The sequence below is a fragment of the Burkholderia sp. AU44665 genome (assembly GCF_030504405.1).
Classification (GTDB): Bacteria; Pseudomonadota; Gammaproteobacteria; order Burkholderiales; family Burkholderiaceae; genus Burkholderia; species Burkholderia semiarida.
In genome coordinates, this window is record NZ_JAUJRI010000017.1 from 76,563 (window position 1) to 92,709 (window position 16,147).

10 protein-coding genes and 1 pseudogene are annotated in these 16,147 nt (G+C 62.7%); 5 read left to right on the forward strand and 6 right to left on the reverse strand.

Features of this window, described 5'->3' with window-relative positions; genetic code table 11:
- Positions 1-29 precede the first annotated feature (29 nt).
- The gene (locus QZM15_RS26260; RefSeq protein WP_302107548.1) at positions 30-4,691 is read right to left on the reverse strand and encodes a calcium-binding protein; all 4,662 of its coding nucleotides are present in this window, start codon (positions 4,689-4,691) and stop codon (positions 30-32) included.
- Positions 4,692-4,694: 3 nt separating this feature from the next.
- A complete protein-coding gene (locus tag QZM15_RS26265; protein ID WP_302107549.1) occupies positions 4,695-5,318 on the reverse strand; it encodes a hypothetical protein in 624 nt (207 codons plus the stop codon).
- A gap of 504 nt (positions 5,319-5,822) precedes the next feature.
- On the opposite strand from QZM15_RS26265, the pseudogene QZM15_RS26270 reads away from it, so the two are divergent.
- Positions 5,823-6,101 (forward strand): annotated as a pseudogene (locus tag QZM15_RS26270) (transposase domain-containing protein); the annotation flags it as partial.
- 55 nt (positions 6,102-6,156) lie between these two features.
- Here QZM15_RS26270 and QZM15_RS26275 read toward each other — a convergent pair.
- The gene (locus tag QZM15_RS26275) at positions 6,157-6,711 is read right to left on the reverse strand and encodes a hypothetical protein (RefSeq protein ID WP_185716553.1); all 555 of its coding nucleotides are present in this window, start codon (positions 6,709-6,711) and stop codon (positions 6,157-6,159) included.
- A gap of 380 nt (positions 6,712-7,091) precedes the next feature.
- Positions 7,092-8,603 (reverse strand): aldehyde dehydrogenase family protein, encoded by a 1,512-nt coding sequence (locus tag QZM15_RS26280; RefSeq protein ID WP_302107550.1) that lies wholly within the window; start codon positions 8,601-8,603, stop codon positions 7,092-7,094.
- 729 nt (positions 8,604-9,332) lie between these two features.
- Here QZM15_RS26280 and QZM15_RS26285 point away from each other — a divergent pair.
- The 3 genes from QZM15_RS26285 to QZM15_RS26295 all read left to right on the forward strand — a co-directional run bounded on the left by QZM15_RS26285 (position 9,333) and on the right by QZM15_RS26295 (position 13,004).
- Positions 9,333-10,817: an amino acid permease gene (locus tag QZM15_RS26285; protein ID WP_367033705.1), complete on the forward strand. Its 1,485-nt coding sequence runs from the start codon at positions 9,333-9,335 to the stop codon at positions 10,815-10,817.
- 138 nt (positions 10,818-10,955) lie between these two features.
- Positions 10,956-12,224 carry an FAD-binding oxidoreductase gene (locus QZM15_RS26290; protein ID WP_302107552.1) on the forward strand — a complete coding sequence of 423 codons (1,269 nt, stop codon included), beginning with the start codon at positions 10,956-10,958 and terminating at the stop codon, positions 12,222-12,224.
- A 105-nt stretch (positions 12,225-12,329) separates the two neighbouring features.
- Positions 12,330-13,004, forward strand: coding sequence for a TetR family transcriptional regulator (locus QZM15_RS26295; RefSeq protein ID WP_059575553.1), 675 nt, complete (start codon positions 12,330-12,332; stop codon positions 13,002-13,004).
- Positions 13,005-13,058: 54 nt separating this feature from the next.
- Here the strand turns inward: QZM15_RS26295 and QZM15_RS26300 are convergent, their stop codons facing one another.
- Both QZM15_RS26300 and QZM15_RS26305 read right to left on the reverse strand, forming a co-directional pair.
- A complete protein-coding gene (locus tag QZM15_RS26300; protein WP_302107553.1) occupies positions 13,059-14,840 on the reverse strand; it encodes a phospholipase D-like domain-containing protein in 1,782 nt (593 codons plus the stop codon).
- A gap of 105 nt (positions 14,841-14,945) precedes the next feature.
- Positions 14,946-15,704: a DeoR/GlpR family DNA-binding transcription regulator gene (locus QZM15_RS26305; protein WP_059575557.1), complete on the reverse strand. Its 759-nt coding sequence runs from the start codon at positions 15,702-15,704 to the stop codon at positions 14,946-14,948.
- Between the two features lie 224 nt (positions 15,705-15,928).
- Here QZM15_RS26305 and QZM15_RS26310 point away from each other — a divergent pair, with 224 nt between their 5' ends.
- The gene (locus tag QZM15_RS26310; protein ID WP_006480515.1) at positions 15,929-16,114 is read left to right on the forward strand and encodes a hypothetical protein; all 186 of its coding nucleotides are present in this window, start codon (positions 15,929-15,931) and stop codon (positions 16,112-16,114) included.
- The last annotated feature ends 33 nt before the right edge of the window (positions 16,115-16,147 follow it).

Consider the following 16,147-nt stretch of genomic DNA (forward strand, 5'->3'; position numbering starts at 1 on the left):
CCGGACGGATGGACGTTCGGGAACGGGAATTAGCGCCAGCTTGTCGCCAGCGTGGGCGCAAGCGCGGCCTGATGCTCAGGGGGCAGCGTTACCGCTCCTGCAGCCGGCGGCGACCATGCCGCCATGGCCTGTACCAGCTTCTCGACATCGGCGTTGACGAGCGTCCGACCATCGTCCAAGCGGATCTGCTCGATCTGATAGCGTGATCCCGAGTACCAGTCCCGAACCGTAGCCGTATCGCTGGAGCCGAGGATACTGATCTCGAGATCGTCGCCGACGTGACGGAACCACAATTGATCCGCGGATACACCAGCCCCGATGCTGATCACATCGTTGTTGCCGAGCGTTTCGTCGTCGTCCCGGATCGTGTCGCGGCCGGACCCGCGGCCAAATCGATAGGTATCGTTGCCCAAGCCGCCGACCAGGATGTCGTTGCCGGCACCACCATCCAGCACGTTGTTACCGCGATTGCCGATGATCGTGTTGTCGAGTGCGTTACCCGTGCCGTCGATGTCCTCGTTCCACAGTTTCAGCGCTTCGGCCGTGTAGATCGCGTAGGCATTCGGTACGTTGGCGGCTGCCCGGAACTCCTGAAGGCTGATGTAGCGCGTCATGTCGCTGACGCGCCGGCGGCCCGAGTCGGCGATATAGAAGCCTTTGAGCTGGCCGTCAGAGTCTCCGTAGACCGCGCCCGTCACGGTGACGACGTGATTCACGCCACCGCCATCGAGATAAGCGCTGTCCTCCCAGAGCCGCCCCGAGTTCAGCGCGAGTATCACGCCACGACCACTGCGCACGAGATTCGCAACCGCATGCTCGTCGTAGCCGGCAAGCAGATTGTTTGCAATACCGTAACTCTTGAGCAGCGCCTGTTGCTGAACGTAATTCGACCCGCCTCGCTGGTAATCCGTTGCCGCCGGGCTGGTGACGGCCCATTGATTGTCGATTGCGCGCCGGACGACGTCTCCCTCAGTCGTCGGCGTCCCGGTCTGCGTCAACAGATTCGCGATCGAGGTCAGCGCACACGTTCCCTGGAACGTCGGAACCGCATCGCCTTGCATGTAATCCAGCTCGTTGGCCTTCGGGTACCCGTACACGTGAACAGCCACGCCGTCGACAAGCCCTTTTTCCGGCTTGCCGAAATCCAGCAGGTTCAGGTTCTCGACGTGTTCGCCCAACGTATAGCTGATCTTGCTCTGCACGGTATCGATACCCTCGCCGGCGAATTCGACGACACGGTCGCCGACATTGTCGACGTAGTAGGTATCGTTGCCCTTTCCGCCGATCATCGTATCGGCACCGGTGACACCATCGAGGATGTTGTCTGCGCTGTTGCCGACGATCCGGTTATCGAGCGCATTGCCCGTGCCGTTGATGTTGAAGCCTTCGACGAGTCTCAATTCTTCGATATTGGCATTGAGAATGTAGTTTGCGCTGCTGATGACCGTGTCGTAACCCTCGTTTGCGTATTCGAGAATCACGTCATTGACGCTGTTCACGATATAGGTATCGTTGCCCGCGCCGCCTTCCATGTGATCCGCGCCGGCCCCACCGTCGAGATAGTCGTCGCCGAGACCGCCGAGCAGCGTGTCATTGCCTTCTCCACCGTAGAGATAGTCATCGTCGGTTTCACCGGGGCCTAGCGTCCTCTTCGCCTCGTTGTCGCCGGTGAAACCCACCAGCAAATCGTCGCCGGCGCCGCCGTACAGGATGTCGTTTCCGACCTGGCCGAACAGTCGGTCGTCGCCGTCGCCGCCGTAAAGCCGGTCGTGGCCGTCGCCCCCCTGAATTTCGTCGTTGCCTGCGTCGCCGTGGAGCAGATCGTTGCCGAGACCGCCGAGGATCAGATCGTTTCCGGCTCCGCCGTAGATCGTATCGTCGTCGGTTTCCCATGCGGCCAGCGACTGCTTCGCGTCATTGCTGGCCGTAAAGCCGACGAGAATATCGTCGCCGTCGCCACCCCAGATCGTGTCGTTGCCTGCACCGCCAAAAATCTTGTCGTTGCCGGATTCACCGGAAAGCGCGTCGTTGCCGTTGCCGCCGTTCAACTCGTCGTTACCCGCCCCACCGAAGAGCCGGTCGTCGCCATCTCCGCCGTCGAGGAAATCGTGGTCGTTGCCGCCGTCGAGGTAATCGTTGCCCAAACCGCCGTACAGCGCATCATTGCCGTTGCCGCCATACAGCGTGTCGTTGTCGGATTCACCCCACGACAACGTTTGCTTCGCATCGTTGCCGGCGGTAAAGCCGACCAGCACGTCATCGCCATCGCCGCCCCAGAGCACGTCGTCGCCGGCTTCGCCGAAGATGCGGTCGTTACCGGCGTCTCCAAGTAGCTGGTCGTTGCCTGCGTCACCATGCAGTTCGTCGTTCCCGGCGCCGCCGAAGACCGTATCGTTTCCGTCCCCGCCACTCACGAAGTCCGCTCCGTCGCCACCGTCCATGTAGTCGTGGCCGAGGCCTCCCCACATCCGGTCGTTGCCGGCGCCACCGTACATGACGTCGTCATCCGTTTCGCCCCAGGCCAGCGTTTGCTTGCTTTCGTTCGATGCGGTAAAGCCCATCATGATGTCGTCACCGTCGCCGCCGTTCATGATGTCGTTGCCGGCCTGGCCAAATAGCCTGTCGTTGCCGATCCCGCCGTCGAGGACGTCGTTGCCGGCGCCGCCGTTGAGTTCGTCGTCACCTTCCTCGCCGTACAGTCTGTCGTCGCCGTCATAGCCGAACAGCGTGTCGTTGCCGGTGCCGCCCCACAAATTGTCGTTGCGGCTGCTGCCGCCCATGATGTCGTCGCCGCCGCCGGCGAGGAAGTTCACGAGCAGGCCGCTGTTGATCCAGTGACCGTATGCGGCGTAGTAGTTCGCATCGAATACGTCGTTGCCGTCGGTTCCGACGAGATAGGTTCGATTGCTGTTGTTGACCTTGATTTGATTCGGGCCGAAAAAGATAAAGTCTCTGCCGCCGTTGACCCAGTAAATATTGTCGTTGTCGCGCAACCACCGATAGTTCGAAAACGGTACGCTCGGCGCCAGATAGATTCTTCCGGGCTGGCCCGCAACGTCGCTCCCCTTCCACGGCGCGGCGGCAGAGCCTGCCGCATACCAAGCGTTGCCGCGGGTCAGAAGGTCGTAATCGATAGCGCGGATCTCGGAAATCCCTGCCTGCCGGAGTGTTTGAAATTCGCCCGCGTCGCCGATGCCATCTTCATTGGTGTCGACCCAGACTTGCAGCCCGCTCAATTCCGCGCCTGAAAGCTTGCCGTCGCGATTGGCGTCAAGCGATCCAAGCGCTGCCGCGCTCAGGCGACGCCGCTGCGCGTCGAGCAGTACGGGGGTCTTGTTTGCAATCGATACTGCCGCGTCCAGTGCGGCGCTTTTCGCTTCGTAGAATGCGCCGATCGGGTTTTGCCAGCCTGCGGGCATCGTGAACCCGTAGTCGTTTTTTCCGCCAAAGGTCAGGGTTCGCGAAATAATCTGGCTCAGATCCAGATAACTTGTGCCGCTCAGTAGGCCGGTGGCGCGATATCGCGACAGCAGGCTGTCGGCAAAGGCGGCATCGCGGACGTTGGACAAGTCGTAGCGCTGACCGCCGTTTACGACGAAATTGCGGTCGGTAACGCCGTCGCCGTTGGTGTCTTCGCGGATTACGCTGGCGCCGTTACCGAGGTGGGTTTCTGTTTTGATGTTGTCGAAGACGCCGTCGCAGTTGGCGTCGGTCTTCGTGGTCGTGAAATTGTCGCCGAACTCGATTGTGGTTTCGCCCGATACATAGCGAATAACCCGGTCGTTGACTGAAGTCACCACGCCGGATTGCCCAATATATTCGATCACGCTGCCGCCCTTTCCATCGGGAGTAGTGACTTTTGTCGAATACCCTACCCACCGATCACCGACGCTAACACTTCCCGCCTCAAATCCAGGCGCCTGATCCCTATATGGCAGGTTGGCAACCTCGATTCGGACGCCATTACTATAAGTCGTGGTAACCCATACGCCATCAACGTAAGAGTCTTTAACAGAAACATTCGACGACGAGACTCCCATCAGCCGGTCGATAGTGTGTGACAACTCCCGCCGGAAGTTAGGGCTGTTGCTCTCGCTCCAATCGAAGACATTCGGAGCGATGTATTTCTCCCAACCGAACTTCGCCGTCGCGCCCCCGATCACGCCGACTCCAATAGTCAAAATGCCCCCGACAACTCCCGATATGGTGACAGGCCACAAAACCGCCGCGACAATGCCGCCCAACACGCCCATCGCAACACCGCCAACTTCGTACGATGACGCGTTTGGATCCTTGAGAACCCAAAGTAGCTGCGCTGCGGAAATGAGACTACCCAGCCGTGCCCCGATCCCCTGAATACCTTTTGCTATGCTATCGGCTTCCGTCGCAATCGCTGTAAACGACCGTGCCTTAGCCAACTCCGATCTCATCGCCTCTACACGTGCGATTAGCTGGGCGTCGAGGCGGCTACGGTCAACGCTATCCAACCCTCGAATCACCGCAGTGCTAAGTTCGTCAAGGTTCTGCCACATTATCCGTGAGTACTCGGCACGCGCGGCTGCGTCGACAGACAATCTGACCGCATTGGTGGAAATGTGCCCGGCATGAATGGAAATTTTTTCCAACACCTGCTTTACACTCTCTCCCGCAGCCCCCAACGCGTCCCACTCATCAAGTTCATGCCAAGCCATGAATCACTCCTCTTTCGATGAAAAAATTCTGGTCATAAAAAACCAAATCCAACTAAGACCTAGAGAAATACACATAATATGAGCACCGCCGGCGAACAATGGCCCCACCAAGCCAAGCCACAATCGAGACTCACTAATTGGAATGAAATTAAATTCGTAGTAATACCCCTCAACCAAAACAAAAATCCCACATAAAAGGAAAAACGGAGCCCCAAAAATTACCTTTGCCTTCCCTGCCATCGACAATCTTTCATACGTTTCCCTCCCCTTAGCCTGACCAGCATAAAGCAAGCGAAATCCGACCAGAAGCCTAAAAGGGAACGCGGCAAGCATCAGCGCAAAATAGAGTGCAGTGACGTCGGGGAATTTTGACTTTTCAACAGCACCGAATATCAAAGGAAATACTTTGCCGACGCCGGCTACAATCACATCCAGAAAGGGCCATTGCACCAGCACATCCTCCGGCGCAAGCCAAGCTACGATTACACCGGCGACATGCAATACCAGAATAACCGGACTGAATTTATAAATTCCAATTATTTCACCAACAATACTTCGAGATTCATTCGAATCAGTTTCCTTTTTCAATATTAAGTCACGTCCCATTAATTTTACTTTCCAATCCATTCAACATTGGCGACCCATATTAAAGGCACCCCAACCAGCTCTTACTCATTCATCAATCGCTCGACGCCAATACTTCTTTCTGCTCAGATTCGCGTAATTTCATAATTCGAAATATCAATGTCATCCCAAAAACCACATGAAAATCCGTTTTCTGCCGTACCTTACCCGTCACCGAGCACAACACCACAAAGGTATAGAAAGAATTGAAATAAAACAAGCAAACGATTAATTTTTCATACACATACGAAACAAGGAAAACAATTCCGTACTTGTCTGATCCACGCCTTACAACCCCGAATTAGCTGCCCTTTACACATCCACAATACCAGTCGATCTACTCTATAGACCCATGAGCCAATCAATACCGCAAAAAATCAAAAAAGCCGGCGCTGTGGCAGCAATGCCGTTCAGTTAAAACCTGAAAGGTATTTTGTTTTATCGTTGGAGTAGTAAATTTATCGTTGGAGTTGTAAACGGAGCGGCAAACTGTTAACTTGGTCAGCGATGCTGAACGACCACCTGACCTTTCTACTGGATACCGCACCTGCCGACCTCAGTCGACTCAGCAAAGCATCTGCCACATAACTGGATCGAACAGGCCATCGAAGCGGCGGGCGCGGCCGGCATTCGTCGGCGGTGCTTACCGGCCGAACAACTGGTGTGGCTGGTCATCGCGCTAGCAATCTACCGGCACTGGTCAACCAGCGAGGTGGTCGATAGATTCGATCTGGTCTTGCCAACGAGGGCACGTTCGTCAGCAAGAGCACCGTCGCTCAAGCACGCCCAGGCCCGGCGAGGCGCCCGCGGCCCGGCTTATCGGGTTCATTCCGTGCCATTTTTACCCCCTCATTTTCGACGACACCCATGAGACAAAAATAAAAACCCATACAAAACCTACTGCAACACCGAATGCCTCAACACCGCCCGCAAATAATGGCCCGACAAGCCCAAGAAAAAATCTAGAATTTGAAATAGGAATGATGTTAATTTCATAGTACGGCCGACCAAACAATACCGCCACGATCCCAAACCCAAAGAAAATAACGACTCCAATTGAAGCAAAAATTCTTTTCCAGAAAAATCCTCTAATTATTTCAAATGTCCTATCCCTATCCGCATAAAATGCCCTAGTTGAATCAATGATTCTCAGCGGCAGAAACACATACATGATCGCAAAATACAATCCGGTCACCTCAGGAAACACCGACCTCTCAATCGCTTCCCCTATAACTGGAAATATATTCGCCATATAGGACACAAACCTTCCGAGCGTCTGGTATTGCACCAATATGTCATCGGGAGCAAACCATGCCATCAGAGCGGAGACGAAATGCAAAGCCAACATTCGCGGACAGTAGCGGTAATACCTCAGAAGGCCTTTCAATTCATTCATAGATTGCTTCGCCAGAATTCTTATACTCGCAAAGAGGCCTCACCCTACAATCGGCCTTAATTTACGTCCCTCAAAGCCACATCGACCCCTCAAAAATATAGAAAGAATTGAAAGAAAACAAGCAAACGCTTAATTTTCATACATATACGAAACACGGAAAACAATTCCGTACTTGTCTGACCCACGTCTTACGGTCCTGAATTAGCTGATCTATATGTACCCACCACCAGTCGATCTACTCTATAGACCCACGAGCCAATCAATACCGCCAAAATAAAAAAGCCGGCACTCTGGCCGGCTTTTCCGCTAAACCTGAAGACCGACGTATTGTCAGTCGCTATGTACAGTCAGCACACGATACGTGTTCACGACACGGTGCATCAAACATCAAACTTCACCCCCTGCGCCAGCGGCAGTTGCCGGCTGTAGTTGATCGTATTCGTCGCCCGGCGCATATACGCCTTCCACGCATCCGAACCCGACTCGCGCCCACCGCCCGTTTCCTTCTCGCCACCGAACGCGCCGCCGATTTCCGCGCCGCTCGTGCCGATGTTCACGTTGACGATCCCGCAATCGCTGCCGGCCGCCGACATGAACTGCTCGGCCTCGCGCATGTCGTTCGTGAAGATCGCCGACGACAAGCCTTGCGGCACCGCGTTGTGCAGCTCGATCGCGTCGTCGAAGTTGTCGTAGACCATCACGTACAGAATCGGCGCGAACGTCTCGCGCTCGACCACCGCCGACTGCTGCGGCATCCGCACGATGGCCGGACGCACGTAGTACGCATCCGCATGACCGACGTCGACGCGCTCGCCGCCCTGCACTTCGCCGCCCTGCTCGCGCGCATCGGCCAGCGCCTTCTGCATCGCGTCGAACGACGCACGATCGACCAGCGGGCCGACCAGCGTGCCTTCCTCGAGCGGGTTGCCGACCTTCACCGACGCATAGGCCTTCTCGATGCGCGGCAGCAGTTGCTCGACGAGGCTGCGATGCACGATCAAACGGCGCAGCGTCGTGCAGCGCTGGCCGGCCGTGCCGACCGCCGCGAACGTGACCGCGCGCACGACGAGATCGAGGTCGGCGCTCGGCGCGACGATCATCCCGTTGTTGCCGCCGAGTTCGAGGATGCCGCGTGCCAGGCGCTGGCTCAGCACCTTCGCGACTTCCTGGCCCATCCGCACGCTGCCCGTCGCGCTGACGACCGGCACCTTCTTCGACGCCGCCAGCGCCTCGCCGACATCGCGCATGCCGAGCACCAGTTGGCTCAGCTCCGCCGGCGCGACGCCCGGATGCGTCTTCTCGAACTCGCGAAGCGCCTTCTGGAGCAGCACGTGGCAAGCGATCGCGGTGAGCGGCGTCTTCTCGGACGGCTTCCACACGACCGAATCGCCGCACACGAACGCGAGCGCCGCATTCCACGCCCACACCGCGACCGGGAAGTTGAACGCCGAAATCACGCCGCACACGCCGATCGGGTGCCACGTTTCCATCATCCGGTGGCCCGGGCGCTCCGATGCGATCGTGAGGCCGTAAAGCTGGCGCGACAGGCCGACCGCGAAATCGCAGATGTCGATCATTTCCTGCACTTCGCCGAGCCCTTCCGACGTGATCTTGCCGGCCTCGAGCGTGACGAGGCGGCCCAGTTCGGCCTTGTGCTCGCGCAACACGTTGCCGAACACGCGCACGAGTTCGCCGCGCACCGGCGCCGGCACCGTGCGCCACTTGAGGAACGCGTCGTGCGCGGCGTCGATCTTGCGCTCGGCGTCGGCGGGCGTGTCGACGGCCAGCGTCGCGAGCGTCGCGCCGTCGAGCGGCGAACGCGCGGTCAGCGCATTGCCTTTCCACTGGGCGAGATCGATGTCGAGCGCGGCAAGAATGTCGTTGAATTGCATCACTTCCTCTTCAGGGACAGATTGATCGGTGCGGCGGCAGCGCCGCCCGCGTGATTCGATTGGAGCGCGTTCGAGCGCCTCGTGCAAGCGGATGCGCCGCGCGGCGGGCCCGATGCGCCATCCGGCGCATCGCGCTGCGCCGCCGCCGAAAGCCCGGCCGGACGGCGCGCCCCGGCCTCGCGAGGCACGATCCATGAAACACATTGTCGATGGCCACAAGTCGGGCCGCTATTGATATTAACTCACGACTTCATTCCCAAAACGCAAGAAGTCAGTCGGGCAGCCGCGTCCGTTCGTGCTCCGATATCGGACGGTTCCAAAGCTCGTGGACGGGTGCTCGGACGCGTCGCGCCGCGACAGCAGTTGATGATCATCCCGCATCACCCTGTTCGGAAATATCGTTTGCTCGCCCGTGCACCCCGCACCCACAATCGGTGCGACGTCGAGGTGCAACGCACCCGGCGTGCCGCCGGCCGCCACTACGGCGCCCGGACGACCGACGAAGGCGCACGCATCAGGGCCCGGCTCAGCGGGCCGGCTTCGCCCCGCATCACCGCTGCCCGGCCCGCGGCCGGCAACGCGTCGCGCTTCGTCACCGAACAACAATCCCGGAGACAGCGCCCAGCGCCCGCCATGCATTCAGATGCCCGCCCCGATTCGTCCCGCCCGTCCGGCTCGCCGCCCGCGAAGCCGTCCCTCCACCGTGCGTTGCAGGCCCGCCATCTGCGGATGATCGCGATCGGCGGCTCGATCGGCACCGGCCTGTTCGTCGCGTCCGGCGCGTCGATCTCGCAGGCCGGGCCGGGCGGCGCGATGCTCGCGTACATGGTGATCGGCCTGATGGTCTATTTCCTGATGACGAGCCTCGGCGAGATGGCCGCGTTCATGCCGGTGTCGGGCTCGTTCGCGACCTACGGCGCGAAGTTCGTCGACGAAGGCTTCGGCTTCGCGCTCGGCTGGAACTACTGGTACAGCTGGGCCGTGACGCTGGCGGTGGAACTGGTCGCCGCGCAGCTCGTGATGAATTACTGGTTCCCGCACGTGCCGGGCGTCTGGTGGAGCGCGCTGTTTCTCACGCTGATCTTCGCGCTCAACGCGCTGTCGGTGCGCGGCTTCGGCGAAGCCGAATACTGGTTCGCGCTGGTCAAGGTGCTGACGGTGCTCGCGTTCGTCGGCGTCGGCCTGCTGATGATCTTCGGGATCATGCAGGGCGGCCCGAGCGCCGGCTGGGGTAACTTCACGACCGGCGACGCGCCGTTCGTCGGCGGCTGGGCGACGATGCTCGGCGTCGCGATGATCGCGGGCTTCTCGTTCCAGGGCACCGAGATGATCGGCGTCGCGGCCGGCGAATCGGAAAACCCGCGCACGACGATTCCGCGCGCGGTGAGCCAGATCTTCTGGCGCATCCTGCTGTTCTACGTGTTCGCGATTTTCGTGATCGGCGTGCTGATTCCGTACACCGACCCGAGCCTGCTGAAGAGCGACGTGACCGATATCGGCGTGAGCCCCTTCACGCTCGTGTTCCGCCACGCGGGCCTCGCGTTCGCGGCCGGCGTGATGAACGCGGTGATCCTGACGGCCGTGCTGTCGGCCGGCAACTCGGGCATGTATGCGTCGACGCGGATGCTCTACAACCTCGCGGTCGAGGGTCGTGCGCCGAAGCTGTTCGCGAAGCTGTCGCCGGGCGGCGTGCCGCGCAACTCGCTGTATGCGACGACCGCCGTCGGCGCACTGTGCTTCCTCACGTCGCTGTATGGCGACAAGACCGTGTACCTGTGGCTGCTCAACACGTCGGGCATGGCCGGCTTCATCACGTGGCTCGGCATCGCGGTCAGCCACTACCGGTTCCGCAAGGGCTTCCTTAAGCAGGGCTACCGGCTCGACCAGTTGCCGTACCGGTCGAAGTGGTTCCCGTTCGGCCCGCTGTTCGCGTTCGCGCTGTGCGCGGTCGTCGCGCTCGGCCAGGACTACCACGCGTTCCTCGCCGACAGGATCGACTGGACGGGCGTCGCCGCGACCTACATCGGCCTGCCGTTCTTCCTCGCGATCTGGCTCGGCTACGCACTCGTGCGCAAATGCCGCCTGGTGCGCTACGAGGACATGGAAATCGCGCCGTGGATCGAACGCAACGCGGCGCATGAAGCAGCCGAAAAGGCCGACGCCGGTTATCCGGCCTACGTAGCCCGCCCGGTCAACCCGACGCCGGGCGCCTGACGCCCGGTACCGCGCCAGCGGCCACCCCTTCGCGGCGCCCGGCCCGCTGCGCTGAAAACCCCATTCGACGCGGCGCGCGCGTTCAGGCAAGATCGACGCGCCGCCCGTTTTTCCGCCGTCACGAGTCACCGAACACGCATGCAGAACTTCTACGAAGCCACCGTTTCCCGCCAGCCCTACCCGCAACTGACCGGCACGATCGATACGCAGGTCTGCATCGTCGGCGGCGGCCTCGCCGGCCTGTGCACGGCGCTCGGCCTCGTCGAACGCGGCGTGCACGACGTCGTGGTGCTGGACAGCGAGCGGGTCGGCTTCGGCGCGTCGGGCCGCAACGGCGGCTTCGTGTTCGGCGGCTACAGCCTCGACAACGCCGACCTGCTGCGCACGCTCGGCCGCGACGAAGGGCGCCGGCTATACCGGCTCACCGTCGACGCGGTCGACCTGATCCGCGCGCGCATCGCCCGCTACGGAATCGACTGCGACATCGTCGACCGGGGCGTGATGCTCGCGAACTGGTTCGACGATCCGGCGCGGCTCGACAGCGTGCGCACGCTGATGAAAGACGAGCTCGGCGTCGACTGGGAACCCGTCCCTACCGACGCGCTGCGCGAGCGGCTGAAGACGCGGCGCTATTACGGCGGCCTGTTCGAGCCGAACGCATTCCATTTCCATCCGCTGAAGTACGTGCTCGGCGTCGCGGCGGCCGCGTCGCGCGGCGGCGCCCGCGTGTTCGAGCGCTCGGCCGCGCTCGGCATCGCGCGCGACGGCGCCGGCTACGTCGTGCGCACGGCCCAGGGCACGGTGCGCGCGAAGGACGTCGTGTTCGCCGGCGGCGGCTACGCGCGCGGCGTGTCGCCGCGCATCGAGCGCGCGGTGCTGCCGATCGCGACCTACGTGATCGCGACCGAACCGCTCGGCACGCGCCTGCCCGACGCGATCGACGCGCCGTACGCGATCTACGACACGCGTTTCGCGTTCGACTACTACCGTCCGCTGAAGGACACGCGGATCCTGTGGGGCGGCCGGATCTCCGTGCTCGACCGCGGCCCCGACGCGATCGCGCGCCTGCTGCGGCGCGACCTGCTGCGCGTGTATCCGCAACTGGACGGCGTGAAGGTCGACTACGCGTGGGGCGGGCTGATGAGCTACGCTCGGCACAAGATGCCGCAGATCGGCCGCGACGCCGACGGCGTGTGGCACGCGATCGCTTTCGGCGGCCACGGGATGGCGCCGACCACGGTGGCCGGCGAGACGCTCGCCGCCGCGCTGGCCGAAGGCCGGCCGGTGCCGGACGGCTTCGCCGCGTTCGGGCTCACGCGCACGTTCGGGCTGGCCGGCCTCGCCGCCGCGCAGCTTGCGTATACGGCGTACCAGGCCCGTGACGCGCTCGCGTCGTGCCGCCGCTGAGCGCCCGCGGCGGCCTTGCCGATTAGAGCGGAAGGTCGGCCGGGCGGGCATTTTCCGCATGCTAGAATGCCTTTTCCAAGCCGCCGCGAACCACAACAAAGTCACATGAAAGCAGGAAGCAAGGCCGCCACGTCCGACCCCCGCGCGCTTGCGTCCGATGCGCGGCGCAAATACGATCCCGAGCAAACCAAGCGCAACATCCTCGAGGTCGCCACGCAGGAATTTTCCGCGATGGGCCTCGCCGGTGCGCGCGTCGACGCGATCGCCGAGCGGACGAACACGACGAAGCGGATGCTCTACTACTACTTCGAAAGCAAGGAAGGCCTGTACGAGGCCGTGCTGGAGAAGGTGTACGGCGACATCCGCGCATTCGAGCAGGAACTGCACGTCGGCGACATGGAGCCGCGCGAAGGCATGCGCCGTCTCGTCGAATTCACGTTCGACTATCACGACAAGCATCGCGATTTCGTCCGCCTCGTGTCGATCGAGAACATCCACGGCGCGAAATATCTCGAACAGCTCAAGTCGTTCAAGAACCGCAACGTCAGCATCATCAAGACGCTCGAGGAACTGGTCGAGCGCGGCGCGGCCAGCGGCGCGTTCCGCAAGGACATCGACGCATACGACCTGCACCTGCTGATCAGCTCGTTCTGCTTCCATCGCGTGGCGAACCGCTACACGTTCGGCGCCGCATTCGGCCGCGATCCGTCGGCGCCGCGCCTGCGCGCGCGGCATCGCGACACGATCGCCGACGCGGTGCTCCGCTACGTCGCCGCGTAAGCGACGGCAACCCGTCGGAGCGCGCGCCCGCCGCGCCCGTCGCACGTCGGCGCATCAGTCCGTCGGCGCGGTCGACGCGAGCGCGATCCGCGCCTTCTCTTCCGGGCTGCCCGCCACGTAATACTTCTTCGCCCAGCTCGAATCCGGCGCGAGCGCGAGCCGTGCATGCGCGCCCGTGCCGCGCCGCTTCGCACGAATCGCCAATGCGCGAGCGCGATAGTGCTCGTAAAGCCGCAGGAATTCCGCGAGATAGATCGCCGCGATCCGCTTGTCGCGGATCTCGAGCAGGTTCTCGTCGTTGTACTGCTCGGAATTGCGGCTCATGTTCGCCGAGCCCGTATAGACGACCGGATTCGCGCCCTCCGCATCGATCACGATGAACTTGTGGTGGATCACGACGGGCGGAAAGGCCGGCGCCGGCTCGCCCGGGAAGAGCCGCAACTCCGGCTCGAAACGCTGCGGCACGGTGGCCGGCGAGAAATACGACGCGTCGATCACGTCGTGGTTGTCGCGGCTGCGGTGGTACAGCTCGAGGTTCGCGAGCGTCGCCGCATCGAGCGACTGGCCGGCCTGCCGCGCGGCATCGGCCTTCGTCGCGCCGCCAACGTTGATCCGGTTCACCAGGCCGAACATCATCAGCCCGCGGTCGCCGGCCGCGAAGCACGCATCGCGCAGCGCAGCGTCGGTCGGCATGAACAGGCAGAACGACACCGAATGCTTCGCGGCCGCGATCGCGGCGACGATCGTATCGATCTCGGTACGCTGCCCCGCCGGCTCCGGCGAGTACGCGACGCGTACCTGCGCGCTGCCGATCGTCATCGGCGCCGACCAGCCGGGCGACAGCCGGGCGGTTTCCGCAATCGACGGATTCCCGGCCAGCGCGAGGGCGCGCTCGTTGTACAGCGCAGCGAGCGCGGGCGAGTCGAACGCATGCAGTACGTTGGCCTGCTCGGTCAGCCCCTCGGTCGTGAAGTTCGCGGAACCCGTCAGCACGCGCGCGGGCGCCGGGTTCGACCGCGCATCGGTCACGATGAACTTGTCGTGCATGATGTGCGTCCGGTCGCGCGGCGCGAGCGTCGCGAGGCCTTGCAGCGCATCGACGGCCGGCTGGTTCGGCGACGGCAGCGGCGGCTTGCCCTTGCGCGCCGTCGTGTGCGCGTCATAGACGATCGCGAGCGACGCTTCGCCATGCCGGCGCCCGAACGAGGCGAACGCAGGCAGCGCCCACAGCGTGTCGGTCAGGTGATAGACGGCCGACACCGCGCGCGACGCGGGATCGAGCATCCGAGCGAACACCTGCTCCATGTCGTTCGCGAGCCACGCGCGCAGCTTCAGCGCCTGCGCGGCGCTCGGCGTCTCGTTCGGCGCGAGGCCGAGCGCCGCGACCTGCTTCGCGAACGCCTGCGAGCTGACCACCGCGCGGTTGAACCACGTGCCGATGCCATCCTCGACGTGCGCGGGCAGCACGACGTCGCACGCGCCGGCTTGCGCGTCGAGCACCTGCAGGTTCGCCGGCGTGCCGACGACCGGAAAGACGTCGTAGCGAAACGACGCACCGCGGTCCTGCGGATCGATGCGCGCGTCCCACCACATGAATTTCTGGATCGGCGCCTGATCGGTCGGCGCATCGCCCTGCGTGTCGGCGGCCGGGCCGTCGAACGTCAGGCGGTTGGGCAGCCAGCTGTCCGGCGCACGCGTCTTGCCGTCGGCCGACCAGAAGCCCGGCGTGCGCCGGATCGCGAAGCCGAGGAAATCGGCGCGCGACGCCGCATCGGGCCAGTCGAAAGCCAGCAGGACGAGGGTGGGGGAAAGATAGCTGCGCACGCTGACGGCCATTCGTTGCTCCCTGGCCTGACGGCCGGTCGAGGTGAATGGGTCAGTGTCGACGGCGGTTCTTCCGGCACGATGACCGTTCGATGAACCTTGTATGTCGGACGCGCGTCAGTCGCACACGAGCAGCTCGATGCCGCGAGCGGTCAGCGCGCGGCGCACCGCCTTGTCCGGCGCGCGTTCGGTGACGAGATAGCGGGCGGCCGACGCGCCGTTGATCCGCACCGGCGTCACGCGGCCGAACTTCGAATGGTCGGCGACGATGATCGCCGTGCCCGCCGCCGCGATCATCCGGCTGCGCACTTCTGCCGCGAGCCGCGAGTAGTCGGTGCATTCGCCGTCGGGCGTGATGCCGCCGGCGCCGACGAACGCGAAATCGACGTGGTACTGCGCGAGCTGGTGGATCGTGTCGAGCCCGAACGTGGCGTCCTCGTCGTCGGACAGCTCGCCGCCGAGCAGCGTCACGCGGTTGCCGTTGCGCCGCGCGAGCACGAACGCGGTGCGCCAGTCGTTCGTGTAGATCGACAGCCGGTGCCGGTCGGCGAGCGCCAGCGCGACCGCATGCGGCGTGCTGCCCGAATCGATCAGCACCGATGCATCGTCGGGCACGAATTCGGCCGCGCGCCGCCCGATCGTGCGCTTCGCGTCGGCGTTCGCGGCTTCCCGCTCGGACAGGCTCGGCTCCCGGCGAGCCGCGGCCAGCGCGCCGCCGTGCGTCATCACGAGCAGGCCGCGCGCGGCCAGCGCGTTCAGGTCGCGCCGCACGGTTTCGCGCGACACGTCGAGCGAACGGACGAGTTCCGCGACCGACAGCGCGCCCGAGCGTCCAAGCTCCGACAGGATGTATTGATGACGTTGTTCCGCCAGCATCGCGTGTGCGCCCGAGGCGACTGGTAATGGATAAGCCGGCCATTGTATTACGGTCGTTTGACGACCATTTGACCGCGCCGGGGAATGCGGCCGAGCGGCGGCCGCGCGCGTCGCCCGAAAGCGAAATTCAGTATTGCCGGGCGCGCGCGAATCGGCGCGGCGCCGGTTGCTACACTTGTCGTTTCGCCGAACGACCGACCAAGACCAACCAAGGGGCTCGCGCCATGTATCGCAAAGGCAGTGTGATCGAAATCCAGTTTCCGCCGGAACGCCTCAACGACGCGGCGGGCGACCCGTACTGGATCGACCTGACGCTCGACGAAGCGCGCCGGCTCTACGAACAGCTCGCCGCACGCTTCGCGACTGACGCGCGCGCCAACCAGCCGCTCGATACGTTCTCGATCGACTGATCGCCGCCGCGTCGTAGCCGCCCGCACGGGGCG